The organism is Nocardia abscessus NBRC 100374 (assembly GCF_000308455.1).
GTDB lineage: Bacteria > Actinomycetota > Actinomycetes > Mycobacteriales > Mycobacteriaceae > Nocardia > Nocardia abscessus.
Genome location: NZ_BAFP01000150.1, coordinates 18,583 through 45,224, shown reverse-complemented (window position 1 = coordinate 45,224; position 26,642 = coordinate 18,583). Strand labels below are relative to the sequence as shown.

The following is a 26,642-nucleotide window of genomic DNA, read 5'->3' as shown; positions in this document are numbered from 1 at the left end:
TTCCGCGCTTCAACCCTATTTCATACATCTGTGATCAAATGTATCTTACGCGACAATAGCATTCCGCTATCGCAATTGTGAAAATCTCGTGTCCATTAGTGCTCGAGTGATAGTAAGGAGGCGTTGTGTTGGTCCTCGGAAACAAATCCGATTTTCGATGAGAATCCTCCAAAGTAATTCTCCGAACCGCCGCTACAGATCCGGGATTCGCGCAGATGGGGCTGTAGCTTGTGCCAGAGGTCGGGCCGCTATCTTTGGGCACGTTCCCAATGGTTTGCGGCCTTTCCCGCGACGGTGAGCGACATCTATGACTGCGGTCACAAGTCGGTGGTGTGTTCTGCACTACTCCGTAGTAAGGTGCGTCAAGCAAACGAGTCGTCGGGGCAGCCAACCGGCGTCGAGGAGGGTTAGCCAGTGCAGTCGACCGAGAGTCCACCATCAGGGTCACGGTTCAGTGATGCGGTCGATTGGACGAGGTCTTACTGGCAAGATCATCCGAAGCGTTCGCTGGAGACCTTCGGCAGGCAGATCACGATGGGTTTCGCGGCCGTCGCCGAACTGTTCGTCTCGATTTTCCGCAGGCGCTTTCCGTTCGGCGAGTTCATCCGGCAATGCGCGTTCATGGCCAGCGTCTCGGCGGCGCCGACGTTGCTGGTCGCCATCCCGATCGGCGTGATCGTCTCCATCCAGGTCGGCTCGGTGGCGGGCCAGGTGGGCGCCACCTCGTTCATCGGCGCGGCCAACGGCCTCGGCATCATCCAGCAGGGCGCCCCGCTGGTCACCTCGCTGATGATCGCGGGCGCGGTCGGTTCGGCGGTCTGCGCCGACCTCGGCTCGCGCACCATCCGCGAAGAGATCGACGCCATGAAGGTCATGGGCGTCGACCCGATGCGCAGGCTGGTCGCGCCGCGCCTCGGCGCCGCGATGCTGGTGAGTGTGCTGCTGTGCGGCTTCGTGGTCTTCGTCGGCTTCCTGACCGGCTACATCTTCAATATCTTCGCGCAGAACGGTACGCCGGGCTCCTATGTCGGCACCTTCTCGTCGTTCGCCGTGACCACCGACCTTCTTGTCGCGCTGGTCAAATCGCTGATTTTCGGTCTGCTCGCGGCAATCATCGCCTGCGATACCGGATTGAACACCCGGGGTGGTCCGGGTGGTGTCGCGAACTCGGTGAATTCCGCCGTGGTGAGCTCCGCCATCATGCTGTTCGGGGTGAACCTCATCATCACCCAGGTTTACAACGCACTATTCCCGTCACAGGTGGTCTGAGCCGGTGTCATCAACCTATGTACCGCCGCTGCTGCGGCCTCTCCAGGCGTTCCGGAAATCCGCGCAGGCACCGGTCGATCTGCTCGCCCGGCTCGGCCATCAGGTGTTCTTCCTGTTGCGCTCGATCGGCTCGATTCCGCTGGCGCTCAAGCACTACCCCAAGGAAGTCTGGCGCCTGCTCTCGGACGTCACCTGGGGCAACGGCAATCTCGTCGTCGGTGGCGGCACCATCGGCGTCGTCGTCATCCTGAGCGCCTTCGGCGGCATGACGGTCGGCATCCAGGGCTACAACTCGCTGAACCTGCTCGGCCTGAGCCCGATCACCGGTGCGATCTCGGCGTTCGCAACGACCCGCGAACTCGGCCCGCTGCTCGCGACACTGGCCTTCGCCGCCCAGGCGGGCTGCCGGTTCACCGCGCAGCTGGGCGCCATGCGCATCTCCGAGGAGATCGACGCGCTGGAATCCATTGCCATCCGGCCGCTGCCCTATCTGATCAGCACCAGGATGTTCGCGGCGATGGTGGCCATCATCCCGCTCTACTGCCTCGGGCTGACGATGGCCTACGTCTCCTGCGCACTCACCGTGCAGCTGATCGGCGGCACCGCCACCGGCACCTACCAGCACTACTTCTATCAGTTCCTGGTCCCGACCGACGTCATCTATTCGCTGATCAAGGCGATCCTGTTCGTCGCGATCACCACGTTCATCCAGTGCTACTACGGCTTCTTCGCCTCCGGTGGCCCCGAGGGCGTCGGTGTGGCCGCGGGCCGCGCGATCAAGATGTGCATCATCGCGGTCGTTTTCGCGAACTTGTTCATGACATTGGCGATCTGGGGCATCAACCCAGGCATCCGAATCTCGGGGTAGAGACCAGATGATCATCGATCCCAGTGGGCGCGGGCCCACGATGCGGCAGCTGCTCATCGCAGGCGTGTGCGGTCTGGTCGTGTTCGCGTTGGTGCTCGGCTTCCTGATGCTGCGCTACCAGGGGTACTTCCAGGAGAAGGTCAACGTCACCGCGAACCTGACCACCACCGGTGACGGTCTGCCCGAGCAGGCCGACGTGAAGTTCCGCGGCGTGCTCGTCGGCGCGGTGAAGACCGTCGACATCGCGGCCAAGGGCGAGCTGCAGAAGGTCCGCATCGAGATGAAGCCGGAGTTCGCCGACGACATCCCGGCCAACGTGACCGCTCGCGTGGTTCCGAGCAACCTGTTCGCCGTCACCTCCGTCGAACTCGTCTTCAACGGCCCGGCCGACCAGTACCTGCACGAGGGCTCGGTCATCGAGGAAGACCGCAGCAAGGGCACCATCGCGCTGCAGGACACGCTCACCACGGTCCGCAACATCCTCGACAAGATCGACCCGGTGCAGTTCGGCCGGGTGCTCGGCACCCTGTCGCAGGCGCTGGACGGCAGCGGCCGGATGCCCGGCTCCACCGTCGAGCGGCTGGACCGCTGGCTGCTGGCCGTCGACGAGTCGATTCCCGATCTCGGTGTGCTGCTCGGCGACTTCTCCGCGTCGTTCAACGCGCTCAACCAGTCCGCGCCCGAGCTGGTCGACGTGCTCGGCAGCTCGGTGCAGACCGCGCGCACCATCGCCGACCGCCGCAGCGAGCTGGTCTCGCTGATCACCGGCACCAGCGGGACCATCGATACGGTGAACGACCTGTTCGCCCGTAATCCCAACGTCGGTATCGAGGTCACCGCGGGGACGAACGACATGTTCGGCGCCCTCGCCGCGGACCCGAACGCGATCACCAGGACGCTGCTCAATCTGAGCGAGACCATGCGCCGGATGGACACCACGTTCACCTGGGGTCCGCAGCAGCAGCAGGTCTGGGATGCCGGTCTCACCCTCACCCCGTACCGCCCCTACACCGTGGCGGACTGCCCGCGCTACGGCGAGATGGCCGGCCCGAGCTGCTTCACCGCTCCCGCCGTCGCGGACGTCGGCGAGCTGCCCGAACAGCTGAAGCCGCGGGCGCTCGAGTCGGCCGCCGGACTGCCGCCGGTGGTGCCGATGCCCGGCCTGCCGCTGATTCCCGGCATCACCACCCCGGACCCGAACCGCGCCACCGCGGCCGCTCCCACCGGCGGCGCACCCGCTCCGTTCGCGGGCACTCCGCTCGAGGGACTGTTCCCGATGCTGCCGCCGGGCCTGCTCCCGCCTGCCGCAGCGCCGGCGCCCGCGGCTCCGGCCGCCGCGCCCGAGGGCACGCCGTCGGCCGCGCCGATCTCCTACCGAGGCGACTCGGCGATCACCGCGCTGCTCGGCCGCAAGCCGACCACCGCCGAGTATCTGCTGCTGAGCTCGATTCTGAAGGGCGGAACCATGCAGGTGTCCGACAACGGTGCCCGACGATGAGCATCCGCAAACCGCTGATCGGATTCAGCATCTTCGCGATCGTGTCCGTCCTGGTCACGGTGTTGGTGTGGAACACGCTCGCACGCATCGTCAGCGGTGACACCTACACCTACTCCGCGACGTTCTCCGACGTGCTCGGTCTGCACGAGGGCGACGACGTGCGCATGGCCGGCGTGCGGGTGGGCAAGGTCGAGAAGATCGAGCGGGACCGCGACGCGAATCTGAAGAAGTCGGTCGCGAAGGTCACCTTCGTCGTGCAGCGCGACCAGACGATCTACAGCGACACCAAAGCGCTGGTCCGCTACCAGAACCTGATCGGCCAGCGGTACGTGGCGCTGGCTCCGGGGAAGACGCCGAACCCGGCGCCGTTGAAGAACAACGGTTCGATCCCGATCGATCGCACCGAGCCGTCGTTCGACGTGTCGGGCCTGCTGAACGGATTCCAGCCGCTGTTCCAGGTGTTGCAGCCCGAGCAGGTCAACCGGCTGTCGGAGACCTTCATCCAGGCGTTGCAGGGTGACGGCGTCTCGTTGAGCGCGTTCATCGTTCAGGCCGCCCAGTTGGCCACCGACTTCCAGCGCAGGGACGCGATCCTGTCCGATGTGATTACCAACCTGTCGGGCGTGATGTCGGGGTTGGCCAAACGAGGTGATGAATTGGAGACCCTGGTGACCCAGACCCGGGCCCTGATCGGCGGGCTGTACGAGCAAGGGCAGTCGTTGCTCTCCTCGACCGAGCAGATCGCCAGCGCCACCACGTCGCTGGTCGGCATGATGGACCAGATCCAGCCGAGCCTGCGCACCGCGCAGAACTCCACCAGCGCGGCGCTGACGCTGCTGATCGACAACGGCGCCAAGCTAGACCAGGCGGCGATCGACCTGCCGAACGTCCTCTCGGCGGCGGGCAGGCACACCTCCGAGGGTGGTTACGCCAACGCCTACCTGTGCGGTCTGGACGTGTCGCTCTACGGCGTCCTCTTCCCGCGCGGTCTGTTCTCCCAGATCGGTGGCACCTCGCACTCGGCGGTGTGCCGCCCATGATGACGAAGCTCAGGTCCAGGTTCGAGAGCAACCGGAACTTCTGGTTGGGCATCATCGGCGGCGTCCTCATCGTGGCGCTGTTGCTGGTGTCCAGCGTCTACAAGCTCATCGGCGTCGGCGAGCAGTCGATCAAGGCCGAATTCGTGCAGGCCGCGGGCATCAGAGTCGGCGACAAGGTGAACGTCGCCGGGGTGGCCTCCGGCCGGGTGGTCGGCGCCGAGATCGAAGGCAGCCACGTGATGCTCACGCTGAGCGTCAGCGACGACGTGAAACTCGGACCGGACGCCCGCGCCTCGATCAAGATGGCCACGCTGCTCGGGGCCAGGTACGTCGACCTCGAGCCGGGTGACGGCTCGGGACTGAAGGGCAAGCGCATCCCGGTGTCCAACACCGCGGTTCCGTACAACCTGTCCGACGTGGTGCAGATCGGCACCCCGAAGTTCGAGGCGCTCGACACCAAGAAGCTGTCCGACTCGCTGAACCTGATCAACGAGCAGATGAACGGGTCACCGCAGCTCACCGCGCAGGCGCTGGACAGCGTCGGCGCGCTGGCGAAGGTGATCGACAGCCGCAAGGCCGAGGTGGACACCCTGCTCAAGGACCTGGACCGGGTCACGAGGATTCTCGGTGACAACCGCAACAGCATCCTGCTGGTGATCACCCAGGGCGAGGCCATCGCGAATCGGGTGATGGAGCGCCAGGCGCTGCTGCGCCAGCTGCTGGACAACGTCGCGGCGCTGACCAAGCAGCTGGAGGTGATCGGCGCGGAGAACAACGAGCAGCTCGGCCCGACCATCGCGCAGCTGAACACCATGGCCGAGGGTCTGCAGAAGAACAAGGACAACCTGGACCGGATGCTGTCGATCATGCCGCCGACCGTGCGCTACCTGGCGAACTCGTGGGGTGGCAGCGGTCCGTACGGTGACGTCGGCCTGCCGTGGCTCTTCCCGGACAACTGGTTGTGCTTCGCCCAAGTGATCGAAGGGTGCCAGGGATGAAATTCCGCACGGGCTTTCCGCTGAGGACCGTCGCGAAGACGCTCCTGATCAGCGCCGCCGCGCTGACGGTCGGCAGCTGCTCGCTGCTGCCGAGTTCGGTGAACGACGCGCTGGGCACCACCCTGCAGATCACCGCCGACTTCGACAACATCGCGGGCATCTACGAGGGCAATCCGATCACGGTGCTCGGGCTCGATGTCGGCAAGGTCGACAAGATCGTGCCCAAGGGCACCCTGATCGAGGTGCACATGTCCATCGACAAGGACGTGAAGATCCCGAAAGACGCGATCGCCGCGATCATCTCCCCGTCCATCGTCACCGACCGGCACATCGAGCTCACCCCCGTCTACACCGGCGGCGCAGCCCTGAGCGACGGTGCGCACCTGCCCAAGGCACGCACCAAGACGCCGGTCGAGCTGGACACGATGATCAAGACCATCGACCAGTTCGCCGCGGCGCTGAAGCCGGAGCCGGGCCAGGAGGGCATCGGACCGCTGTCGGGCCGGGTGCTCTACCCCATGCTCAACGGCAACGGCGAGAAGATCCGCGACACCCTCAACGCACTGTCCAGCGCGCTGAAGGTCGGTGTGGACAACAAGGACGCGATCTCCAGCATCATCATCAAGCTGAACGACCTCACCACCATGCTGGCCGAGAACGACCAGTCGGTGCGCGATTTCAGCAACCGGGTGACCCAGATGACCGGCCTGCTCGCCGATCAGGCGCCCGGTCTGCAGGCCACGCTCGATCAGCTGCTCGCCTTCCTGCGGAACACGAGCACCACGCTGACGCAGTACCAGGATCAGCTGTCGGGCACCATGACCGGCCTGACCAACGTGACCCAGCAGCTGCGCGACAACGCCTACGGCATCACCGAGGTCGTCGACGTGGCGCCGATGGTCATGCAGAACATCGATGGCATCGTGAACCGCGAGCACGGATACGTCCGGCTGCACGCGGTGATCGGCACCGCGCTGTCGGGCGAGATCGTCAGCCTGTTCTGCGAACGCATCCAGATGAAGGCAGACGGCTGCCGCACCGGAAACATGCAGGACTTCGGACCCGATTACGGGCTCACCGCCGCACTGCTCGGACTGACGAAATGACGTACCGAATGACGATCAAGGCACGCAGGGCGCTGGTCGCCGTCGCCGCGGTGGCCGGTGTCGCGGTCACCTCCGGCTGCGGGCTCACCGTGGAGAAGCTGCCGCTGCCGAAACCGGGTGTGTCCGGCGAGACCTACACCATCCACGCGGTGTTCGAGAACGCGCTGAACCTGCCGGACCAGGCGAAGGTGAAGATCGGCGGTTCCGATGTCGGCGTGGTCACCGACATCAAGACGAAGAACTTCCAGGCCGTCGTGGATCTGACCATCAGCAAGGACATCGAGTTGCCCAAGGGCAGCACGGCGGAACTGCGTCAGGCCACTCCGCTCGGTGATGTCTTCGTCGCGGTGTCCAAGCCCAAGACCGAGCCCGGCGCGGAAATGCTGCACGACGGCGACACGCTCACGCTCGACAGCACCTCCGCGGGCGCGACCGTCGAGCAGTTGCTCATCTCGGTATCCATGCTGTTCAACGGCGGCGGCATCGCCAGCCTGTCCAGGCTGGGTTCGGAGCTGGACTCCATCGTCGGCGGCCGCGGCGAGCAGCTGGCCCACCTGATCACCGAGATGACCGGCGTGGTCGGCAGTTTGAACGCCAACTCGGCCCGGGTGGACAGTGTGCTCGGTGAATTCAGCACCCTCGCCAACACCATCGAGGCACGGCGGTCCGAGCTCGGCGAGGTGGCCGACACGCTGCCCCAGATGATCGGCGCCATCGCCGAGAACAACCGGGCCATCGGCGATCTGCTGACCAAGTTGTCCACCGCCAGCGCCGCGCTGGGCAATTACGCCGACACCTCCACCGCGCAGTTGAACGGCCTGCTGGAGAACACCCACCAGCTGATGGACGCGATCGCCAAGACCGGCGACAACTTCGGCGTGCTGCTCGATCGACTCCGCGTGCTGCGGCCCAAGGTGGACGCGACCTTCCGCGGCGGCAGCTTCGCGGTGTACGCCACCGCGACCAATCTCGACATCAGCGCGCTCACCGATCCGGAGCACGGCAAGCTCCAGGACCTCCACGACCTGCAGGACTTCGCGGGCAGCCTGCTTCAAGTGCTGCAGCTGGTGCAGGGCAGGGTGACGGGAGGACACCGATGACCTCCGTGCGCAAGTTGTTCGGAAGCAAGATCTTCCTGTCGAACCTGGGCCTGGTGCTCGTGCTGCTGGTCGGCGCCGCGTACCTGATGGTGAACGTCATGCGGGTGAACCCGCTGCGGTCGGACTACACCGTCACGGTGAACCTGGACCGCTCCGGCGGTCTGCAGCCCGGTAACGACGTGACTCTGCGCGGGTGGCGCATCGGCAAGGTCACCTCGATCGAGCTGACCGATCGCGGGCAGGCCATCGCCGCCACCGCGCAGATCGAGTCGAAGTACAAGATCCCGGTGGACACCCGGATCGCGGTGCAGGCGCTGTCCGGTGCGGGTGAGCAGTACATCGATTTCCGGCCGAACGCCGAGCAGGGGCCGTACCTGGCCAACGGCGCGGTGATCAAGTTCGATCCGGAGAAGATCCACACGCCGACGCCGGTGTGGTCGGTCCTGGACAACTCCAGCGCCCTGATCGCGCAGATCAATCCGGACCACTTCCAGGTCATCCTGAACGAGCTGGACATCGCGCTCAGCGCGGGACCGGATCAGTTGCGCGGCATGGTCAACGGGATCAGCTTGGCGATGGCCGGCCTGGACTCGTTGTTGCCGCAGACCACGAATCTGATCACCAATCTGCGCACCATCGCCAACACGACGTCCAACGCGCAGCCCGACCTGGCCACCCTGACCCGTAACTCCGGGGTGCTGTTCGAGCAGTTCAACAACGCGAACGCGGAACTGCAGCGGGTGCTCGATCAGGCGCCGGGCCAGCTCACCAGCCTCGGCGCGGTGGTGGACCGGACGGCCGACCCGATCACCAGCCTGGCAACCAACTTCCAGGCGATCACCAAGGCGGCGCAGCTGCGGCTGCCCGCTCTGCGTGCGCTGTTCCCCTCGCTCGCGCTCGGTGGCGAGGCGCTGGGCGTCCCGGCGCACGGGAACGAATTCCACGCGATGATCGACATCTGGCCGCGGCCGTTCTGTACCTACAACACTCCGAAGATCCGCAACGAGGTCGTGCAGGACGGCACGATCCCGAAGTGGAATTACTGTGAGAACCCGCCGCCGGGTCAGCAGATCCGCGGTGCGGCGAACGCGCCGCGACCGGACGTGCCGAACAACGGCGCACACATGCCCCCGGGTGTGGATCCGAACGAGCGGACCCTGCCTCCGGTGCGGTGAGTCGTACCCGGCCCGGCGGTCCACCCGTCGGCCGGGCATACTCGCCGGTGGAACGCGTAAGGCCCGCTCTCGCGGGCCCCTGAAGCCAATCGGTGCGCACCGACGCGCGCCGGGAAAGTGCAGGTTTTATCGATGTCTACCGACGACGCCGAGAACGACAAGGACGCCGAGGCCAAGGCCGCCGCCGACAAGGACACCGACAAGGTGGCCGAGAAGTCGGAGGATGCCGCCGGCGCGGCGAAGCCCGAGCTGTCCAAGGCGGAGAAGGCGGACAAGCCCGAGGCGGGCAAGAAGTCGACAACGAAGAGCGGCGCTCCCGCGGCGGCCGCGCCGGCACCGTCCGGGAAATCCACCTCGCTTCCGCTGGTGGCCGCGTTCGTGGCGGGTGTGCTCGCGGTCGCGGCGATCACCGCGGTGGTCGTGTTCTTCATGCAGGGCAAGGATCGTGGCGACAAGCTCGACGCGATCCGCGACTCGACCAGCGCCGCGTGCAAATTCGGCAGGGACGTCTCGGTCTACGACTACTCGAAGAACCTCGGCGACTATTTCACCACGGTGAAAGCCGGCTCGACCGGTGAGTTCTTGAAGGAGTTCGACGACGCGACCAAGGCGCTCGAGGACGCCATGGTGCAGGCGAAGGTCAAGTCCTGGGCCGACGACGTGCAGTGCGGTTACCAGTCCGGTGACAAGACCTCGGCCAAGGTGCTGGTGACCCTCACGCAGTACCGGACCAACTTCACCCAGGCCAACCCCGAGCGGCAGTTCGTCGTGGTGATCGCCCAGCTGACGAAGTCGGGCGACAAGTGGCTGGTCGAGAAGCTCGATTCGCCGATGCTCAAGGGTGCGGGTACCGGCCTTCCCGGCGCTCCCGCGCCGGGCGGCGCTCCGCAGCCCGCTCCGTCTGGTCAGCCCGCACCGCAGCCGGGCAACTAGCCGAGCGCCTCCGGCGGTGGGCCGAGCCACCACCGCCGGAGGTCATTCGGGCGGTCTTCGGCGATTCGCGGACGAATCAGAACAGCGTCAAAGTCTGTGGCGCCGACGGCGCGGCCGCCTTCCCCGCGGCCTTGTCCTTCGGCGCTTCCGGCGCCGTCGACGCTTCTTCCACAGTCACCGCGAGCATTTCCACGGTGTTCGCCTCGGCGACAGCCGCGGTGACCGCGGCCTGCCGAGCCGCTTCTCCGGCCAGCGCATCGGCTTGCTCGTTGAAGTAGTTGCCGACATGACCACGTACCCAGCGGAAACGGACCGGTCCCGGCCTGCTCGCGATGGCCCGATCGATCTGCCGGACGAGTTCGACGTTCTTCACCGCGCCGCCGGTGGACGTGCGCCAGCCGTTGAGCCGCCACCCCGACACCCACTCCGACGCGCACTTGATCGCGTAGAGCGAATCGCTCTCGATGAGCAGAGGTTCGGACCCGGGATGCGCGACGATCGCTTCCAGCACCGCGCGCAATTCCGCGACCTGGTTGGTTCCGGACGCGGCTCCTCCGCTGGCGGAGGAGCCCTGATGATTGACCCAAGCCCAGCCGATGGCGCCGCCGGGATTACGGAGGCAGGATCCGTCGGTGCTCACGATGATCATGGTTGGCACCCTACGCAATCCGACCGACAAGATCGGTACCGTGAAATTCCTCTATCTCCCTCCGCAACCGGGATTCTGTACGCCGTAGCGCCGATTTGACCGCGGCATCCACCAGACCGGCGCCCAGGCGCGCGACCGATCCGCGGGGCGGACTGTACTCCGCCTCGGAGGTCAGCACCGATCGCCCGTAACCCAGCGGGTCGAAGCGCAGCCGCAACGTGCCGCAGATGCGCCCACGCAGGGTGTACCCGATCACCGCGTTGTGGCGGTATTCGGTGATCTCGCAGGTCGACGCGGGTCGCAAGAGTCCGACACGGGTGGTGGCGGCGAAGACCGCGCCGAGTCCGCGGTCCTGATCGCCGGTCGGCACGAAGTCCGCGATGCCGAACATCCAATCCGGTACGAAGAGATGGTTGTCGGTGTAGCTGAAAGCGACCTCGACGGGCGCTCCGACGTCACTCGCGTACTTGATGTGGCCCATTAGGCCCTCCCTGTTCCACGACTGGCGTTAAAAGTACTACAGCTCTCCTCTTTATTCGAGGGCTCGGCAGGATTCGGTGTGCCGTGATGTCGGATAGCTACCGGTCGGTCGCTCGGAAGCGGCGTCGCTCAGAGCTGGTCGACGATGTGCTCGGCAATCGGCATAGCCGAGGTCGCCGCAGGTGAGGGGGCATTGAGCAGATGAACCGAGCGCTCGGTGCGCTCGATCATGAAATCGTGCACCAAGGTTCCGTCGCGCAGGACGGCTTGCGCGCGAATACCCGCCTCGCGCGGGAGCAGATCGTCGAGCGTCAGGTCCGGACAGTAGCGGCGGCACTGCGCCAGGTACCCGCGCTTGAACAGCGAGTTGCGCAGTTCGCGCAGCCCGGTGCGCACGTTCGCCTTGGCCACCCGGTGAAATCCGGGGAAGGCGAGCACTTCTCGCGCGTCCCTGACGTCGAAGCTGCCTTTGCGATAGCCCTCCCTGGCGAGGCCGAGCACCGCGTTGGGCCCCACGGTCAGCGTGCCGTCGATCGTCGGGCTCAAATGCACGCCGAGAAACGGCAATTCGGGATCGGGAATGGGATAGATCAAGGTGCTGACCAGGTTGTTTCGCTCCTGCGGCAGTTGGTAGTACTCACCGCGGAACGGCACGATGCGAAAGTCGGTGCGCAGCCCCGCTGCTCGTGCCATTCGGTCGGCCTGCAGACCCGCGCAGACCACCAGCCTGCGTGCCGTCCACGAACCGGTCGGCCCGGCGGCCGTCACCGCATCCGTGGTCTCGGTGAGCGTGGTGACCTCGGCGCCGAGCACGAATTCGCCACCGGCGCCGCGCACTTGCTCGGCGAGCGCTTCGGTCACCCGGGTGAAGTCGATGATCCCGGTGCCGGGAACCAACAGTGCGCCGACACCGGTGACGCGCGGTTCGCGCCGCGCGAGTTCCGCAGCGTCGATCAGCTCCACGGCCACGCCGTTGGTGATCGAACGTTCGTGCAACGCGAGCATACGTTCGTATTCGACGTCGTCCGTGGCGACCAGCAATTTGCCGCAGATCCGGTACGGAATGCCTTGTGCCGCCGCGAATTCCTCGGTCCAGCGAGCGCCACGGCGGCACAGCGTGGCCTTCAAGCTATTCGGCGGATAGTAGATCCCGGAGTGGATGACGCCGCTGTTGTGCCCGGTCTGATGCGTGGCCAGGTGCTGGGTTTTCTCCAGCAGTATCAGGCGGGCGCCGGGATAGCGCGCCAGGATCCGGTGCGCGGTCGCGACGCCGACGATGCCGCCGCCGATGACGCAGAAGTCGTAGGCGCTCATGCCCAGCAGGGTAAGCGGTGGGTCACACCGCCGCGGAATCTCCTGCGCCCTGCGCAGTGGTGCGCACCGGTTCGGTGGTGCCCTGCTTCCCGGCGGCGGCCGGAGGTGGCGTCGCGGCGGGCGCGCCATGACGATTCAGGCGCAGGTCGTGCTCGCCGAGCCTCGGGTCGGACAGGGCCAGGCGCACTTCGCCGCTCTGGGTGTCGAGGTCGGTACGCATCGTGGTCACGGTGGACGCATCCGGCTGCTCCGGTGCGGGGCCGGAGCGCAGGAAACCAGTGAGCACCGTGAAGGCGTTCGTATCCACGGTGACCGAGACGGTATCGGCCTCCCCCGTCGCGACCTGCGCGCCGAGGTAGGCGTCGCCGAGGCGGACCGTGCCGCCGACAGGCGTGCGCGCGGGCGCGGGCGGTGAATCAATCTGTGCCTGTACGGTTTCCGGCTCGGCGGCGCGCGGAGCGAGGAGGACCGCAGGGGGCAGGACGGAACTGCTGCCGGTCAGTACCGGATAGGAGACGATTTCGCGTCGGTGGTCGGGCGCACCGGGAGCGACGGGGGCGATAGGCGCGGCGAGCCTGCTATCAGGGTGCTGCGTATCGGCGATCTGCTGCACGATGTAGGTGCCTGCCGCGACGGTCAGGCTCAAGCTGGCGGCACCGGCGAGCACGACGGCGGCATGCCGCGCGAACTGGGCAGGTCGGTGTGCTGTCACGATGCGCTCCTTTCCCTGCGACGGACCAGCATCATGGAAAGCTGTACGCCCGTCCAGGTTACCTGTGCGGTTGCGGGGTATGTCGCGTCGAAGAGAGCAGGATCACACGGCGGGACAGCCCGGTCAAGGGCACAACGTCAGGCGCCGCCGCCTACGTGGCGCCGATGTTTCCGTGAGCACACCGGGGGGTAAATATTCGTTTAGCTGGCGAGCGCCATTCTCGACTGCCACCTCGAGACACCCGGCCAACGGCGTCCGGCCGTCGACATGAACACGGCGCACCCAAGTGTGGCGCTCGCCCGCTCCCGAATCGTCACCGAGCGGGTCGGGTGTGGGCGGGTCAGGCGAACTGGCCCGCCGTCCTTCCCGTGCCCGTCGGACCCGCGAAAGCCTGCGCGATCTCTAGCCATTCCGCGGCGTCGTCGCCTTGCGTCACGATGGCCAGATCGTCCGGATGGCGGCGCTGAGTCACCAGCAGGCAGAAGTCGAGCGCTGGTCCGCACACGCGCTGCTCGGCATCCTCGGGACCCCACGCCCAAATCGTGCGGTCCGGTGCGGTCAGTTCGACGCGGAACTCTCCTGCGGGAGGGGTCTTTTCGTGCACGGTGTAGGCGAAGTTCCTGGTACGCACGCCGATATGGGCCACGGTGCGCAGCCGTGCGGTGGGCGTGCGGTGCACGCCGAGGGCGTCGGACACGTCCTGCCCGTGTGCCCAGGTCTCCATGATACGGGCGGTGATCATCGAGGCGGGGCTCATCGGCGGGCCGAACCAGGGCAGTTTGACGCCCCCGGGCGTCGCGCGCAGAGCGGCGGTGAGCGATGCGCGTCCGCGCCGCCACCGGTCGAGCAGGTCGGCGGGCGGTTCGGTCGCGGCATGCTCGGCGGCCTCGTCGACGAACGTGAGCGCACGAGGCCCGGCATCGGCCAGCAACTTCTGAAAGCCCTCGGCATCCGCGGTGGCGATCGTCGCGATTTCGTCGGTCCAGGCCAGGTGGCCGATCTGGTGGGCGATGGTCCAGCCCGGCGCCGGTGTGGCCCGAGCCCATTCCTCGGGCGCCAGCGGGCCGACGAGTCGTTCCAGGTCCGCGCATTCGTCGGCGAAGTCGCCGAGTAGCGCCTCGAGGTCAGCCATCTGTTCCCCTGCCGGTTCCGGGCACACCGCCTCGTGTGCCGCCGGGACCAGCATCGCAGCGAGGTCAAAAAAAGGCAAGCATGCTTGTTTTATATTGCTAGCGACGGTCCGGCTACCAGCCGAAAAGCACCAGGTGGCTGGCTCCGACGACGAGACCGAGCACCGCGCCGTGCAGATACAGCAGCCAGGCGTCCTGTTCCACGGACGCGTAGAACATCTCCATGAACTCCCCCGGCGTGAGGTCCCGCAACTTGCGCGCCGCGAATTCATCGATGGTCTTGGCCTGCTCGAGGGTGAACTCCTCGTCCTCCGCCAGGGTCGGCGCCAAGCCGACCGCGGCGCCCGCCGCGCCCACCGTGAGGTTGTCGAACTGGCGGCGCCCGAAGGCCGCGCGCACCAGCGTGGTGGTCGGGCCGAGCTGACGACTGATCTCGTCGGCGATCAAGCGCTCCAGCAGCTGCCGGGTCTTGTCTCCGTTCGGGCCCTCCAGCAGTTCCTTGGACAAGTTCGGCAGCGTCAGCACCTGGTAGGCCAGGATGTGCGCCAGATCGGTGGCCGCCTGCGGCTGTCGCTTCGCCAGCAGCGCCTGCTTCCACAGGTACTTGTACCTCGGTTGCGGGTCACCCGGCTCGAACACCATTTTCACCGCGATCACGTTCACGATCACGCCGATCGCCGCCGAGGCGAGCAGGACGATCACCCAGCCCGGGACCCAGCCGACCACCGGGATGTGGTGGTGCACATGCAGGTACAGGGCCAGCAGCACGCCGAAGGGTGCGCCGAGCAGTCCGATGCGCACCATGAAGCGCAGTTCGGGCGCGGCGATGGTGGTGGTCAGGTCCTTCAGGATGGTCGGGTTTTCCTGCAGGTAGCGGATCACGAAGCTCTTGATGTCGATCAGCTGGTCGACGTTGTCGCCGAGCGAGGTGAACGCACGGCGGGACAGGGCGGGCAGTTCCCGATCCACCCGCTGGTAGATCAGCTGCTTGGCGGCCCGCGGCACGGTGCGCCACAGGTCCGGGTTCTCCCGGTACATCAGCTCGTCGACCAGCGGCCGCACCTGCTCGCGGGCGAGCACCGCGATGTAGTCGGCGATGCCGTCGAGATCGAGTTCGTGGATGAAGTCCCTCGGGCTGCCGATCCGCATCAGCGCCTTGTCCACGCAGATGCTGGCCATCTTCTCCGCGCGCGCCGGGATGAAGCCCTGGAATCCGAGGCGGCGGCCATCGCCGGAGAAGGTCGGCAGCACCTGGACCCGGCGCGGGAAGTACGGATAGAGCACATGCAGGCCGGGGATGCGGACGCCGCGGAACAGAAGCGGCCAGAACAGCATCAGTACGCCGGTCCAGTTGGTCAACCAGCCCGCCAGCGCACTGAAGACCGGAAACGTGATCAGGTCGACCACGAACTTCGGCTGCCCGGTCAATCCTTCCCAGTCGATGAACACGCCAGCGGCGAGCGACGACATCGATGGGACTCCCTAAGCCGATCCGGCGGTACCGCCGGTATGAGATATCAAGGCCACAACGTTCTCATTGCCTTGGATGGGGTGTCAACGCGAACGGCGAGCGCGGCCGTGCCGCTCTTCGCCCTCAGCGAACGAGGCATCGGAGTGGAACAAACCCGGATACCCGTGGGTTGAGTAGGCAACGCTCAACTTTTGGAAGGGTCGAAGACGTGACTACACCACAGAACCTGCCGGTGCTGTTCCTGACCGATCCGATCGTGCTGCCGGGCATGGTCGTGCCCATCGAACTGGACGAATCGGCGCAGGCCGCGATCGATGCCGCGCGTGTTGCAAACACCGACGCCGTGCTGCTCGCGCCGCGCCTGAACGAGGGCTACGCCACCTACGGCGTGGTCGCCACCATCGAGCAGGTCGGCCGGATGCGCGGCGGAGCCCCGGCGGCCGTCCTCAAGGCGGAACGGCGGGCCAAGATCGGGCACGGGGTCACCGGCCCCGGCGCCGCGCTGTGGGTCGAGGCCGAGCCGGTCGAGACGCCCACACCCGACGGCCGCACCAAGGAACTGGCCGCCGAATACAAGAAGCTGGTCGTCTCGGTGCTGCAACGCCGCGAGGCCTGGCAGGTCATCGACGCGGTCAACCAGCTGACCGACCCGTCGGCCATCGCCGACACCGCGGGCTACGCCACATACCTGACCTTCGAGCAGAAGCGCGAACTGCTCGAGACCCCCGACGTGGCCGAGCGGCTCACCACCCTGATCGAGTGGACCAAAGCGCACATCGCCGAGGCCGAGATCAGCGAGAAGATCAGCGAAGACGTTCGCGAGGGCATGGAGAAGAGCCAGCGCGAATTCCTGCTGCGCCAGCAGCTCAACGCCATCCGCAAGGAACTCGGCGAGGACGAGCCGGACGGCGCCGACGACTACCGCACCCGGGTAGAGCAGGCCGATCTGCCCGACACCGTGCGCGAGGCGGCGTTGCGCGAGGTCGGCAGGCTGGAGCGGGCCAGCGATCAGAGCCCGGAATCCGGCTGGATCCGGACCTGGCTGGACACCGTGCTGGAGCTGCCGTGGATGGTGAAGACCACCGACAGCGCCGATGTCTCGGCCGCCCGCGCGGTCCTGGACGCCGATCACCACGGCCTGGACGAGGTCAAGGACCGCATGGTCGAGTACCTGGCGGTCCGGGCCCGGCGTGCCGCCCGCGGCCTGGAGGTCGTCGGCGGACGCGGCTCCGGCGCGGTGCTGGTGCTGGTCGGCCCGCCCGGCGTCGGCAAGACCTCGCTGGGTGAGTCCGTGGCGCGAGCCCTCGGACGCAAGTTCGTCCGCGTCGCCCTTGGTGGCGTGCGCGACGAGGCCGAGATCCGCGGCCACCGCCGTACCTACGTCGGCGCGCTGCCCGGTCGCATCGTCCGGGCCATGAAGGAAGCCGGTTCGATGAACCCGGTCGTCCTGCTGGACGAGATCGACAAGGTCGGCTCCGACTTCCGCGGCGATCCGGCCGCCGCCCTGCTCGAGGTACTGGACCCGGCGCAGAACCACACGTTCCGCGACCACTACCTCGATCTGGACCTGGACCTTTCCGACGTGCTGTTCATCGCCACGGCGAACGTCATGGAGACCATCCCCGGCCCGCTGCTGGATCGGATGGAACTGATCACCGTCGACGGCTACACCGAGGACGACAAGGTGGCCATCGCGCGTGACTTCCTGGTGCCGCGGCAACTCGAGCGCAATGCGCTGACCGCCGCCGAGGTGACCGTCAGCGAGGAAGCGCTGCGCGAGATCGCGGCCAACTACACCAGGGAGGCCGGCGTCCGGCAGATGGAGCGGCTGATCGCCAAGGCGCTGCGCAAGGCGGCCACCCGGCTGTCCGAGCGCGAAACGACGCCTGCCGCATCGGGTTACGACCCCGAACTGGGTTACGAGGTCGACACCGATGCCCTGACGATCGGCCTGGGCGACTTGAAGGACTACCTGGGTCGTCCGCGCTTCACCCCCGACTCGGTCGAACGCACCGCCGTCCCCGGTGTGGCCACCGGCCTCGCCGTGACCGGCGCGGGCGGCGACGTCCTCTACATCGAGGCGAACGCCGCGGAGGGTGAGCGCTCGCTGACCCTCACCGGCCAGCTCGGCGACGTCATGAAGGAGTCCGCGCAGATCGCGCTGACCTACGTGCGCTCACACCTGGAGGAGATCGGCATCGAGGCGTCGGTCCTGGATCGCAACATCCACATCCACTTCCCGGCCGGTGCGGTGCCGAAGGACGGACCGTCCGCGGGCGTCACGATGGTCACCGCACTCGTGTCGCTGGCGCTGGGGCGTCAGGTGCGATCGGACGTCGGCATGACCGGCGAGGTCACCCTGAACGGCCGGGTGCTGCCGATCGGCGGCGTGAAGCAGAAGCTGCTCGCCGCCCAGCGGGCCGGATTGCAGACGGTGTTCATCCCGGCGCGCAACGAGCCGGATCTGGACGACGTGCCGGCGGAAGTGCTGGCCGCACTGGATGTCCGCCCGGTCGCCGACGTGGCCGACATCCTGGCCTACGCCATCGAGCCGGTCGCCGAACCGGCGTTGGGCCCTGCCTTCGCCGCGACCGCCTGACCTGGGACGAACAGGCCGGGCACGGACACTCTCCGTGCCCGGCCTTTCGCATACGCCTGATCGACCTGCCAGGCCGGAGACATGCCATGCGACCACTGCGCACCGGTATCCGTCCGGCGCGGCTCGGCCGGGCTGTTCCTCGGATACCGTGCGGTCCCCGGCGTTCTCATCGACCGGCGCGTCGCGGTTCCGCCCCTGTCGCGGGGCACTGTCGAGCGCCGCATTCGGCAGTCCGCCGCGACAGCATGCGGCACGGCGTTCTCGTCGACCGGCGCGCGTCGCCTCTTCCGCTCCTGTCGCGGGCAAGCGTCGAGCGCCGCATTCGACAGTTCGCCGCGACAGCGTGCGGCACGGTGCGTTCGGCAGCGTGAGCCGCACGTGCGGTCCGGCGGAGTGGTGTTGCGATGCGCGACGCGCCCAGGCTCGGGCCGTCGGCGACAGAGGACGGCAGGGCGGTCAAGGGGCGGTGTTCGCACCGGTCAGGTCGGTTTCAGCGAGCCGGGTGGTGCCTTGGGCCACCGCGCACAGGACCGGTTCGCGGTCCGGGCTCTCCGCGTAGATCGAACAGTGGGCAACCGCTTGGCGCCGGGTCGCGCCCGTGACGGATGCCTCGACGCGCAACCACGCGCCCGCGGCGGGACGGAGGTAGGTGACCGTGACACCGCCGGTGAGTACGTTCGCGCCGAGAACCGTTCCGGCGGCGAAGGTGAGGGCATTGTCGGCGGCGTAGGCGAGCACGCCGCCGTGCACGTAGCCGAACTGCTGGGTCAGTTCGCGCCGCAAGGGGATGATCAGGGTGGCGGCGCCGTCGCCGAACGCGGTGAGCTCGGTGCCCACGAGGGCGGCGAAGGGCTGTGCGGCGAGCACCTTTCTGGCGCTGTCGATGTCGAGGGTCGTGGCGACTGTCACTGGGAGACCTCTTTCGTGGCTCGGGTGCGATCGGCGGCGAGGGCGAGCCAGGCGGCGTCGGCGAGTTCGCCCGCGACGTCGGCCGGGGCGATGCGCATCTCGCCGCCCAGCCACTGCCGTGTGTATTCCTGCGCGGGGCCCAGCCACAGCGCGTAGACCAGATCGATCGGAAGATCGCGCACCGTGCCGTATCCGGCGTGCGTGCGCCACCAGCGCGTCACGTCGGACAGGAAGCGGCGATTGCTCTCGCTCTCCCGGACCCCTGGCGGCCGTGCGGAGGTGAGCACCGTCGCCCGGTACTGGTTCTCGCTCACCCAGCGCAGGTGCTCGCGCACACCTGAGGTGACGCCGTCGCGCGCGTCGGTGCTCTCGCCGACTACCGCCCAGAAATGCTCCTGGTAGTCGACCAGCGCGTTGGCCCACACCTGCCGGTACAGGTCGGCCTTGTCCGGGAAATGGTGATAGAGCGCGCCGACACTGGCGCCCGCCGCGTCGCGGATCTGCGTCAGCGTCGCATCGAGCGCCCCGTGCTCGGCGAACTGTCGCTCGGCCGCCAACAGTAACCGATTTCGAATCTTCATATACAGAATTTAGTTCTGTTCTCCGGGTATGGCAATGCCGAGCGAATCGCCGTCCTGCCCGATGCAGGCGCGCAGCTCGCTCGGTTCGCCGGTCGCGATCAGGCGCGCAGGTCGGCCCCGGCCGATCGCCCCGGAATCGCGCCAGGATGTCGGAGCACTGGAGTAAGAACGGCATGTGGCCAGATGGCTGTTGCACGTCGATCTCGACCAGTTCCAGGCGGCGGTGGAGTTCCGCCGCCATCCGGAACTGCGGGGACTGCCGGTCATCGTCGGCGGCCACGGCGATCCCACCGAGCCACGCAAGGTGGTGACCTGTGCGTCCTATCCGGCGCGCGCGTTCGGCGTGCGCGTTCGGCGTGCGCGCAGGCATGCCGCTGCGCAGCGCCCAGCGCAGGTGTCCCGAGGGCGTGTTCCTTCCCTTGGACATGACCGCCTACGAGGACGCCTCCGACGAGGTGATGGCGCTGCTGCGGACGTTTCCCGGCCGGGTCGAGGTATGGGGCTGGGACGAAGCGTTCCTGGCCGCCGACACCGACGATCCGGAGGCTCTGGCGCAGCAGGTGCGCGCCGCCATCGCCGGACTCGAACTGACCTGCTCGATCGGCATCGGCGACAACAAGCTCACCGCCAAGCTCGCCACCGGGTTCGCCAAGTCCGCAGGCAAGTCGTCGGCCGAGCCCGTCACCGGCCCGGGCGCCGCCGCGGGCGTCTTCCGGCTCACCGCCGCGAACTGGACCGAAGTGATGGCCCATCGCCCGACGAGTGCCCTCTGGGGCATCGGCAATCGGATCGCCGCGCGCCTCGCCGACCTCGGCGTGCGGACCGTGGGCGATCTGATGGCGGCCGATCGGCATCGGCTGGCCGCGGAGTTCGGGCCGAACACCGGTCCGTATCTGTGGGTGCTCGGCCACGGCAAAGGCGATACCGATGTCACCACCGAACCGCGAATTCCGGTGGGCCGCAGCAAGTCCGAGACCTTCCCGCACGATCTGACCGATCCGGGCGAGATTCGCGCCCAGGTCGCGCGGCTGGCCACCGAGGTCGCCGAGGAGATGGCCGCCGCGGGCCGGGTCGGCACCCGCGTCAGCGTGACGGTGCGGACCGATACCTTCTACACCCGCAGCAAGCAGGAGAAACTTTCCGAACCGACGATCGATGTCGCGCGCATCGCCGAAACGGCACTGCGAATCGTCGACCGCTTCGACCTCGACCGTCCGGTTCGTCTGCTCGGCGTCCGGTTGGAACTCCTGCCGCAGTAGCTCCCGGACCGGTCCGGACACTCGTATGCTCGTCCGCATGGAGTTCTGGGCGATGGTGGCACACGAAACGGATAGCGGGATCGTCCTTACCCGGCAGCAGGTCGGCGAGGATTTCCTCGGGCCGGGCGACGTGACGATCAAAGTGCACTACTCGAGCGCGAACTACAAAGACGGTCTGGCGATCACCAAGGGCGGCGGGGTGGTCCGCAACTACCCGATCGTGCCGGGGATCGATCTCGTGGGCGAGGTGGTCGAGTCCGCCGACGACGATTTCGCACCCGGCGACCCGGTGATCGCGCACGGATACGACATCGGCGTCTCGCACAACGGCGGTTTCGCCGAATACGCCAGGGTGCCCGCCGAATGGGTGGTCAAGCTGGAGGACCTCAGTCTGCGCGATGCCGCCACGCTGGGCACCGCGGGTTTCACCGCGGCTCTGAGCGTGCTGGCCGTGCTCGAGCGCGGCCTCACCCCGGACGCGGGCCCGGTGCTGGTCACGGGCGCGACGGGCGGCGTCGGCAGCGTGAGCATCGACATCCTGTCCGGCCTCGGCTTCGAAGTCATCGCTTCCACCGGTAAGAGCGACGCGGCCGATCTGCTCAGCGAGATCGGCGCGAACGAGGTGATCGGGCGGTTGCCGGAGGACCCGGACGCCAAGCCGCGTCCGCTCACCAAAGCGCGGTGGGCCGCGGCCCTCGACAGCGTCGGCGGCGCTTCGCTCGCCTACGTGCTGAGCGCCATCGGCTACGGCGGCGTGGTCGCGGCCAGCGGCCTCACCGGCGGCTCCGACCTGCCCACCACCGTGATGCCGTTCATCCTGCGCGGCGTCGCCCTCGAGGGCATCGATTCGGTCAACCTCCCGATCGAGCGCCGCCGCGAGGTGTGGTCACAGCTCGGCAAAGAGCTGCGCCCGCAGCATCTTTCGGCCTTGCGGCAGCACTCCCCGATCACCGACGCGGAGAAGGTGCTGCACGGCATCCGGAAAGGCACACACTCGGGCCGAACCGTTCTCCGTGTCGCGGGCGAATTCTGACAGTCGCCTGCGTTCCAGCGATGCCGGTACGCGCCGGGCTGCCGTAACGGGCTCCGGATCTCGTGGCCGGATCCGCGCTGCTACCCGGCAACCGCCTGCAGCCCTGAGGACACTGTACGCCTTTGAGACGGGTGTGCTCCTCAGCGAACGTTGTGCGCTAGGCTGGCGCTCAACGAAAGGAGTGCCCATGCCCGCGGACAAGCAGCAAGTGGGATCGGTGTGGACGCGCCCGCGGCGGGGCCGGGAACAACCGGCCCTGACCAGGGAGCACATCGTGGCCGAGGCGGTCGCGCTGCTGGACGCGGAGGGCATGGAGGCGCTGAGTATGCGCCAGCTCGGCGCCCGCCTGAACGCGGGCGCGACATCGCTCTACCGCCACGTGGCCAATCGCGACGAATTGATCGAGCTGGTGGTCGACGAGGTCTACGGCGAGATCAGCGTTCCGGAGATCGACGACCCGGCGAACTGGCGCACCGCGACGCAGGAGTGCGCGCGGAGCCTGCGCGCGATGATCCTCCGGCATCCCTGGATGGCCTCGACCCTCGGCCAGGTCGGGCTGTCCTATTTGGGGCCGAACGTGATGCGGCTCAACGACCGGATGGTGGGGCTGTTCGAAGCGGGCGGCTTCCCCGTCGCGGAGGCGGCTGACGGCATCGGCACCGTCATCAGCTACGTGGTCGGCATCGGCATCACCGAGGCGGCATATCTGAGCATGCTGGCCCGCAGTGGGCAGACGGAGAAGCAGTGGTTGGCCGCGTTGCGGTCGGCCGCCGAAGAAGCGGCACGGGAGTTTCCGCGGGTCGCGCAGGAAGCGTGGGACCAGGACCCGGAACAACTGCGCGAGCGGAAGTTCCGCTACGGGTTGGACCGCGTGCTGGACGGGCTCGCGGCACGCCGGAACAGCTGACTCGAATCTCCGATCACGCCGCACGCGGGAAGGGTTGCCGCCATCGGAAGCCCCGATCGGATACGGTTCTTTCGCATCCACCCACGTGCTCGCTCCGGTCGAGAGGCGAAGTCTGTTGTCCGCGAAGCTGTTCTGGCGTTCGATTTCGGTCATGGCGGTGTCCGTGCTGCTGGCGGTGCCCGCCTACAGTCAGGCCGATCCGGTGCAGGAGGCGTACCCGGCGGGCTTGGACCGGTACTATCGCCAGCAGCTCGAGTGGAAGCCGTGCGGTATCGAGAATCTGGACAAGGCCGGCGGCGAGTGCGCGGACGTCCTGGTGCCGCTGGACTACGGGCAGCCCGGCGATCGCACCATCACCGTCGCGATATCCCGGGTGAAGGCAGGCGATCCGGCACGGCGGCGGGGAGTGCTGCTGTCGAACCCGGGCGGTCCCGGCGGGCCGGGACTGGACAGTGTGGACCTGCTCGGCGACGTGCTCTCGCCGGACGTGCTGGCGAGTCACGACCTGATCGGGATGGATCCGCGCGGGGTCGGCGAGTCCGGCCGAACTCCGCGGTGCGGGTGGCCGGTCGGTGAGATGGTCCGGTCGGCGGGCCTGGAACCGCTCGGTTTCGTGCACGACACCGTTCAGTCCGCGGGCATGGCCGCGGCCTGTGTCATCCGGGATCCGATCATGCTGCGGCAGTTGACCACTCGCAATACGGCGCGCGACATCGATATCGTCCGGTCCGCCCTGGGCGAGGAGAAGATCAACTTCTACGGCTTGTCCTACGGCACGTACCTCGGCGCGGTGTTCACCCAGATGTTCCCCGAGCGCAGCGATCGGATCGTGCTCGACAGCGCGATCGACCCGGACCGGTACTGGACGGGCTTGGTGCAGGACTGGGGTCCCGCGGATGAGATAGCGCTGGACGATTGGGCGGTGTGGGCCGGGGCCCGCGACGACGAGTTCCGGCTCGGCGCGACGCCGCAGCAGGTGCGGGCGACGGTCGAGGAGCTGGTTCGCGTCGTCGCCCGTCAACCGGTCGTCATCGATGGGTTCGCGATCGATGACCACTGGTTTCCGTTCATCCTGCACGCCCTGCTGACGAACTTCCGGCTGAACGAGCCGTTGGCCGCGACGGTGCGTGAGATCGCCGATGACGCGGGCGGTCCGCCGACGACCGCACGCACGCCCCGGTTGCGCGCCATCGTGCAGGCGCTGCGGGACAACGAGAACTCCGTCCTGGCGCAGATCGCCTGCGGTGACGTCGGCGCACCGATCGATCCCACCTGGTACTGGCGCAACATCGAACAGACCCGGACCACGCAACCGGTCTTCGGCGCGCTGGCGGGCAACATCCAACCGTGCGCCTTCTGGCCTCGGCCGGTCGAAGCGCCGACCGTGGTCCGCAACGCGGTGCCCGCGCTCATCGTCCAGGCGACGGGAGATCCGCGCACTCCCTATGCCCACGCCGTGCGACTGCACCAGTACCTGTCCGAGTCGCGCATGGTCACCCTGCAAGATGTCCGCATCCACATGACATTCCGGCCCGAGTTGAGCAGCTGCGTGAACGACGCGATCAACGCCTACTTCGGTGCGGGGGCGCTGCCGGACACCGACACCACCTGTACCGCGGACCACACGGCGAGCTAGCCGAACGGCAGGTCAAGCTGCCGCGGTGACCGGCTCCTCGGCGAACTGGGTGCGGTACAGCTCCGCGTAGCGGCCGTCGGCGGCCAGCAGCTGCGTGTGCGTACCGCGCTCCACGATGCGGCCTTCCTCCAGCACGAGGATCTGGTCGGCAGCGCGGATGGTGGACAGCCGGTGTGCGATCACCAGCGCGGTCCGGCCTTCCAGCGCTTCGGCCAGCGCCTCCTGCACGGCGGCCTCCGAGGTCGAGTCCAGCGACGCGGTCGCCTCGTCCAGGATCACCACGCGCGGTTGCTTGAGCAGCAGGCGCGCGATGGTCAGACGCTGGCGCTCACCGCCGGAGAGCCGGTAGCCGCGCTCGCCGACCACGGTTTCCAGCCCGTCGGGCAACGACGCGACCAGCTCGCGCAGCCGGGCGCGTTCCAGCGCGTCCCACAGCTCGTCCTCGGCGGCCTCGGGCCGGGCGAGCAGCAGGTTGGCCCGGATGGTGTCGTGGAACAGGTGCCCGTCCTGGGTGACGAGTCCGACCGTCTCGCGGATCGAGCGGGTGGTCAGTTCGCGCACGTCGGCGCCGTTCAACCGGACCGCGCCACCGTCGACGTCGTAGAGCCGGGAGACCAGCTGCGCGATGGTCGACTTACCCGCGCCGGACGAACCGACCAGCGCGACCAGTTGCCCGGGCTCGGCGCGCAGCGACACGTTGTGCAGCACCTCCACGCCACCGCGGGTGTCCAGATTCGCCACGTCCTCCAGCGAGGCCAGCGACACCTTGTCGGCCGACGGGTAGCCGAAGGTCACCTCGTCCAGCTCCACCGCCACCGGACCCGCCGGAACCGCTCGCGCACCCGGCGCCTCCTCGATCAGCGGTTTCAGGTCGAGCACTTCGAAGACCCGCTCGAAGCTCACCAGCGCGGCCATGATCTCCATCCGGGCGCTGGCCAGCGCGGTCAGCGGCGTGTAGAGCCTGGTCAGCAGCAACGACAGCGACACGACCGCGCCGGCGTCCAGCTGCCCGCGCAGCGCGTACCAGCCGCCGAGCCCGTACACCAGCGCGATCGCCAGCGCGGACACCAGCGTGAGCGAGGTGACGAAGACGGTCTGCAACATCGCGGTGCGCACACCGATGTCCCGTACCCGGCGCGCCCGCAGGGCGAATTCGTCGGACTCCTGCTGCGGACGGCCGAAGAGCTTGACCAGCGTGGCGCCCGGCGCGGAGAACCGCTCGGTCATCTGCGTGCTCATCGACGCGTTCAACCCGGCCGCTTCCCGCTGCATCTGGGCCAGCCGGTTGCCCATGTGGCGCGCCGGCATCACGAACACCGGGAGCAGCAGCAGCGCGAGCAGCGTGATCTGCCACGAGATGCTGACCATCACGCCGAGTGTCAGCGCGAGGGTCACCAGGTTCGCCACCACGCCGGACAGCGTGTCGCTGAACGCGCGCTGGGCGCCGATGACGTCGTTGTTCAAGCGGCTGACCAGCGCGCCGGTCCTGGTCCGGGTGAAGAACGCGACCGGCATCTTCTGCACGTGGTCGAACACGGCGGTGCGCAGGTCGAGGATGAGCCCCTCACCGATCCGCGCCGACATCCACCGGATCGCCAGCCCGAGCCCCGCGTCGAACACCGCGAGCGCGCCGATCACCAGCGCGAGGATGATCACCACCCGTGGCGCGGCGCCGCCCACGATGTTGTTGACCACCCGGCCCGCGAGCACCGGCGTCGCCACGGCGAGCACCGCGGAGACGACGCTGAACAGCAGGAACGAGGCGATCCTCCGGCGGTGCGGCGCGGCGAACCGGATGATGCGCTCAGCGGTGGCGCGGCGGAACGGCCGCTGTTCCTGCGGCGCGTTCGCCCGCCGGTACATCTGGCTCCACGCCACGGATTCGATGCTCACGTTGTTCTCCCTCTCGCTCCCCCACCCATCAAAGACCTGGCCACCGACACTAAGACCTGAACAATGGTTGAGTTCAAGCTGA

The 26,642-nt window shown here is 67.6% G+C and carries 22 protein-coding genes and 1 pseudogene; 14 read left to right on the top strand and 9 right to left on the bottom strand.

The window, feature by feature from the left end; genetic code table 11:
* Window positions 1-414 precede the first annotated feature (414 nt).
* The 9 genes from ON19_RS30560 (at window position 415) to ON19_RS30520 (ending at window position 9,987) form a co-directional block, all read left to right on the top strand.
* Window positions 415-1,269, top strand: a complete 855-nt coding sequence (locus ON19_RS30560; RefSeq protein ID WP_043700527.1) for an MlaE family ABC transporter permease — start codon at window positions 415-417, stop codon at window positions 1,267-1,269.
* Between the two features lie 4 nt (window positions 1,270-1,273).
* Complete coding sequence (locus ON19_RS30555; RefSeq protein WP_043700525.1) at window positions 1,274-2,137, top strand: ABC transporter permease; 864 nt, start codon at window positions 1,274-1,276, stop codon at window positions 2,135-2,137.
* Between the two features lie 7 nt (window positions 2,138-2,144).
* Window positions 2,145-3,635: an MlaD family protein gene (locus ON19_RS30550; protein ID WP_043700523.1), complete on the top strand. Its 1,491-nt coding sequence runs from the start codon at window positions 2,145-2,147 to the stop codon at window positions 3,633-3,635.
* Window positions 3,632-4,675, top strand: coding sequence for an MCE family protein (locus tag ON19_RS30545; RefSeq protein WP_043700521.1), 1,044 nt, complete (start codon window positions 3,632-3,634; stop codon window positions 4,673-4,675). Before ON19_RS30550 ends, ON19_RS30545 begins: the two co-directional genes overlap by 4 nt.
* Window positions 4,675-5,673, top strand: a complete 999-nt coding sequence (locus tag ON19_RS30540; RefSeq protein ID WP_043700519.1) for an MCE family protein — start codon at window positions 4,675-4,677, stop codon at window positions 5,671-5,673. The genes ON19_RS30545 and ON19_RS30540 overlap by 1 nt, the downstream gene beginning before the upstream one ends.
* Window positions 5,670-6,779 carry an MCE family protein gene (locus ON19_RS30535; protein ID WP_043700517.1) on the top strand — a complete coding sequence of 370 codons (1,110 nt, stop codon included), beginning with the start codon at window positions 5,670-5,672 and terminating at the stop codon, window positions 6,777-6,779. The genes ON19_RS30540 and ON19_RS30535 overlap by 4 nt, the downstream gene beginning before the upstream one ends.
* Before the next feature lie 8 nt (window positions 6,780-6,787).
* A complete protein-coding gene (locus ON19_RS30530; protein WP_043700515.1) occupies window positions 6,788-7,879 on the top strand; it encodes an MCE family protein in 1,092 nt (363 codons plus the stop codon).
* Complete coding sequence (locus ON19_RS30525) at window positions 7,876-9,054, top strand: MlaD family protein (protein ID WP_043700513.1); 1,179 nt, start codon at window positions 7,876-7,878, stop codon at window positions 9,052-9,054. Before ON19_RS30530 ends, ON19_RS30525 begins: the two co-directional genes overlap by 4 nt.
* A gap of 132 nt (window positions 9,055-9,186) precedes the next feature.
* A complete protein-coding gene (locus ON19_RS30520) occupies window positions 9,187-9,987 on the top strand; it encodes a hypothetical protein (protein WP_043700512.1) in 801 nt (266 codons plus the stop codon).
* Between the two features lie 76 nt (window positions 9,988-10,063).
* On the opposite strand, the gene ON19_RS30515 is transcribed toward ON19_RS30520, so the two are convergent.
* The 6 genes from ON19_RS30515 to ON19_RS30490 all read right to left on the bottom strand — a co-directional run bounded on the left by ON19_RS30515 (window position 10,064) and on the right by ON19_RS30490 (window position 15,742).
* Window positions 10,064-10,636, bottom strand: a complete 573-nt coding sequence (locus ON19_RS30515) for a ribonuclease H family protein (protein ID WP_043700511.1) — start codon at window positions 10,634-10,636, stop codon at window positions 10,064-10,066.
* A 10-nt stretch (window positions 10,637-10,646) separates the two neighbouring features.
* Window positions 10,647-11,117, bottom strand: coding sequence for an SRPBCC family protein (locus ON19_RS30510; protein ID WP_043700510.1), 471 nt, complete (start codon window positions 11,115-11,117; stop codon window positions 10,647-10,649).
* A 128-nt stretch (window positions 11,118-11,245) separates the two neighbouring features.
* Window positions 11,246-12,430 carry an L-2-hydroxyglutarate dehydrogenase gene (gene lhgD, locus ON19_RS30505; RefSeq protein WP_043700507.1) on the bottom strand — a complete coding sequence of 395 codons (1,185 nt, stop codon included), beginning with the start codon at window positions 12,428-12,430 and terminating at the stop codon, window positions 11,246-11,248.
* A 22-nt stretch (window positions 12,431-12,452) separates the two neighbouring features.
* Complete coding sequence (locus ON19_RS30500) at window positions 12,453-13,142, bottom strand: hypothetical protein (protein ID WP_157229893.1); 690 nt, start codon at window positions 13,140-13,142, stop codon at window positions 12,453-12,455.
* Between the two features lie 340 nt (window positions 13,143-13,482).
* On the bottom strand, window positions 13,483-14,274 hold the full coding sequence (locus ON19_RS30495; protein WP_043700577.1) for a TIGR03084 family metal-binding protein: 792 nt from the start codon (window positions 14,272-14,274) through the stop codon (window positions 13,483-13,485).
* A 112-nt stretch (window positions 14,275-14,386) separates the two neighbouring features.
* Complete coding sequence (locus tag ON19_RS30490) at window positions 14,387-15,742, bottom strand: DUF445 domain-containing protein (RefSeq protein WP_043700504.1); 1,356 nt, start codon at window positions 15,740-15,742, stop codon at window positions 14,387-14,389.
* Between the two features lie 269 nt (window positions 15,743-16,011).
* On the opposite strand from ON19_RS30490, the gene lon reads away from it, so the two are divergent.
* Window positions 16,012-18,342, top strand: a complete 2,331-nt coding sequence (gene lon, locus ON19_RS30485; RefSeq protein ID WP_051169450.1) for an endopeptidase La — start codon at window positions 16,012-16,014, stop codon at window positions 18,340-18,342.
* 456 nt (window positions 18,343-18,798) lie between these two features.
* Here lon and ON19_RS30480 read toward each other — a convergent pair whose 3' ends face one another.
* Together ON19_RS30480 and ON19_RS30475 are read right to left on the bottom strand one after the other, a co-directional pair.
* Entirely contained in the window at window positions 18,799-19,251 is a 453-nt protein-coding gene (locus tag ON19_RS30480) for a PaaI family thioesterase (RefSeq protein WP_043700500.1), read from the bottom strand.
* Window positions 19,248-19,832 (bottom strand): TetR/AcrR family transcriptional regulator, encoded by a 585-nt coding sequence (locus ON19_RS30475; RefSeq protein WP_043700498.1) that lies wholly within the window; start codon window positions 19,830-19,832, stop codon window positions 19,248-19,250. Before ON19_RS30475 ends, ON19_RS30480 begins: the two co-directional genes overlap by 4 nt.
* A gap of 175 nt (window positions 19,833-20,007) precedes the next feature.
* Between ON19_RS30475 and ON19_RS30470 the strand changes: the two are divergent.
* The 4 genes and pseudogenes from ON19_RS30470 (at window position 20,008) to ON19_RS30455 (ending at window position 24,667) form a co-directional block, all read left to right on the top strand.
* Window positions 20,008-21,091 (top strand): annotated as a pseudogene (locus tag ON19_RS30470) (DNA polymerase IV).
* 37 nt (window positions 21,092-21,128) lie between these two features.
* A complete protein-coding gene (locus ON19_RS30465; protein WP_043700574.1) occupies window positions 21,129-22,124 on the top strand; it encodes an oxidoreductase in 996 nt (331 codons plus the stop codon).
* 187 nt (window positions 22,125-22,311) lie between these two features.
* Window positions 22,312-23,031 carry a TetR/AcrR family transcriptional regulator gene (locus ON19_RS30460; RefSeq protein ID WP_043700496.1) on the top strand — a complete coding sequence of 240 codons (720 nt, stop codon included), beginning with the start codon at window positions 22,312-22,314 and terminating at the stop codon, window positions 23,029-23,031.
* A gap of 151 nt (window positions 23,032-23,182) precedes the next feature.
* Window positions 23,183-24,667, top strand: a complete 1,485-nt coding sequence (locus ON19_RS30455) for an alpha/beta hydrolase (protein WP_051169449.1) — start codon at window positions 23,183-23,185, stop codon at window positions 24,665-24,667.
* Window positions 24,668-24,679: 12 nt separating this feature from the next.
* On the opposite strand, the gene ON19_RS30450 is transcribed toward ON19_RS30455, so the two are convergent.
* Window positions 24,680-26,560 carry an ABC transporter ATP-binding protein gene (locus ON19_RS30450; RefSeq protein ID WP_043700493.1) on the bottom strand — a complete coding sequence of 627 codons (1,881 nt, stop codon included), beginning with the start codon at window positions 26,558-26,560 and terminating at the stop codon, window positions 24,680-24,682.
* Window positions 26,561-26,642: the final 82 nt, after the last annotated feature.

Bases quoted from the DNA above. Each gene is read 5' to 3' on its own strand.
- ON19_RS30550 (WP_043700523.1), top strand. From the start codon at position 2,145: ATGATCATCGATCCCAGTGGGCGCGGGCCCACGATGCGGCAGCTGCTC.
- ON19_RS30545 (WP_043700521.1), top strand. From the start codon at position 3,632: ATGAGCATCCGCAAACCGCTGATCGGATTCAGCATCTTCGCGATCGTG.
- ON19_RS30540 (WP_043700519.1), top strand. From the start codon at position 4,675: ATGACGAAGCTCAGGTCCAGGTTCGAGAGCAACCGGAACTTCTGGTTG.
- ON19_RS30535 (WP_043700517.1), top strand. From the start codon at position 5,670: ATGAAATTCCGCACGGGCTTTCCGCTGAGGACCGTCGCGAAGACGCTC.
- ON19_RS30530 (WP_043700515.1), top strand. From the start codon at position 6,788: ATGACGATCAAGGCACGCAGGGCGCTGGTCGCCGTCGCCGCGGTGGCC.
- ON19_RS30525 (WP_043700513.1), top strand. From the start codon at position 7,876: ATGACCTCCGTGCGCAAGTTGTTCGGAAGCAAGATCTTCCTGTCGAAC.
- ON19_RS30520 (WP_043700512.1), top strand. From the start codon at position 9,187: ATGTCTACCGACGACGCCGAGAACGACAAGGACGCCGAGGCCAAGGCC.
- ON19_RS30515 (WP_043700511.1), bottom strand. From the start codon at position 10,636: ATGATCATCGTGAGCACCGACGGATCCTGCCTCCGTAATCCCGGCGGC.
- ON19_RS30510 (WP_043700510.1), bottom strand. From the start codon at position 11,117: ATGGGCCACATCAAGTACGCGAGTGACGTCGGAGCGCCCGTCGAGGTC.
- lhgD (WP_043700507.1), bottom strand. From the start codon at position 12,430: ATGAGCGCCTACGACTTCTGCGTCATCGGCGGCGGCATCGTCGGCGTC.
- ON19_RS30495 (WP_043700577.1), bottom strand. From the start codon at position 14,274: ATGGCTGACCTCGAGGCGCTACTCGGCGACTTCGCCGACGAATGCGCG.
- ON19_RS30490 (WP_043700504.1), bottom strand. From the start codon at position 15,742: ATGTCGTCGCTCGCCGCTGGCGTGTTCATCGACTGGGAAGGATTGACC.
- lon (WP_051169450.1), top strand. From the start codon at position 16,012: ATGGTCGTGCCCATCGAACTGGACGAATCGGCGCAGGCCGCGATCGAT.
- ON19_RS30475 (WP_043700498.1), bottom strand. From the start codon at position 19,832: ATGAAGATTCGAAATCGGTTACTGTTGGCGGCCGAGCGACAGTTCGCC.
- ON19_RS30465 (WP_043700574.1), top strand. From the start codon at position 21,129: ATGGAGTTCTGGGCGATGGTGGCACACGAAACGGATAGCGGGATCGTC.
- ON19_RS30460 (WP_043700496.1), top strand. From the start codon at position 22,312: ATGCCCGCGGACAAGCAGCAAGTGGGATCGGTGTGGACGCGCCCGCGG.
- ON19_RS30455 (WP_051169449.1), top strand. From the start codon at position 23,183: ATGGCGGTGTCCGTGCTGCTGGCGGTGCCCGCCTACAGTCAGGCCGAT.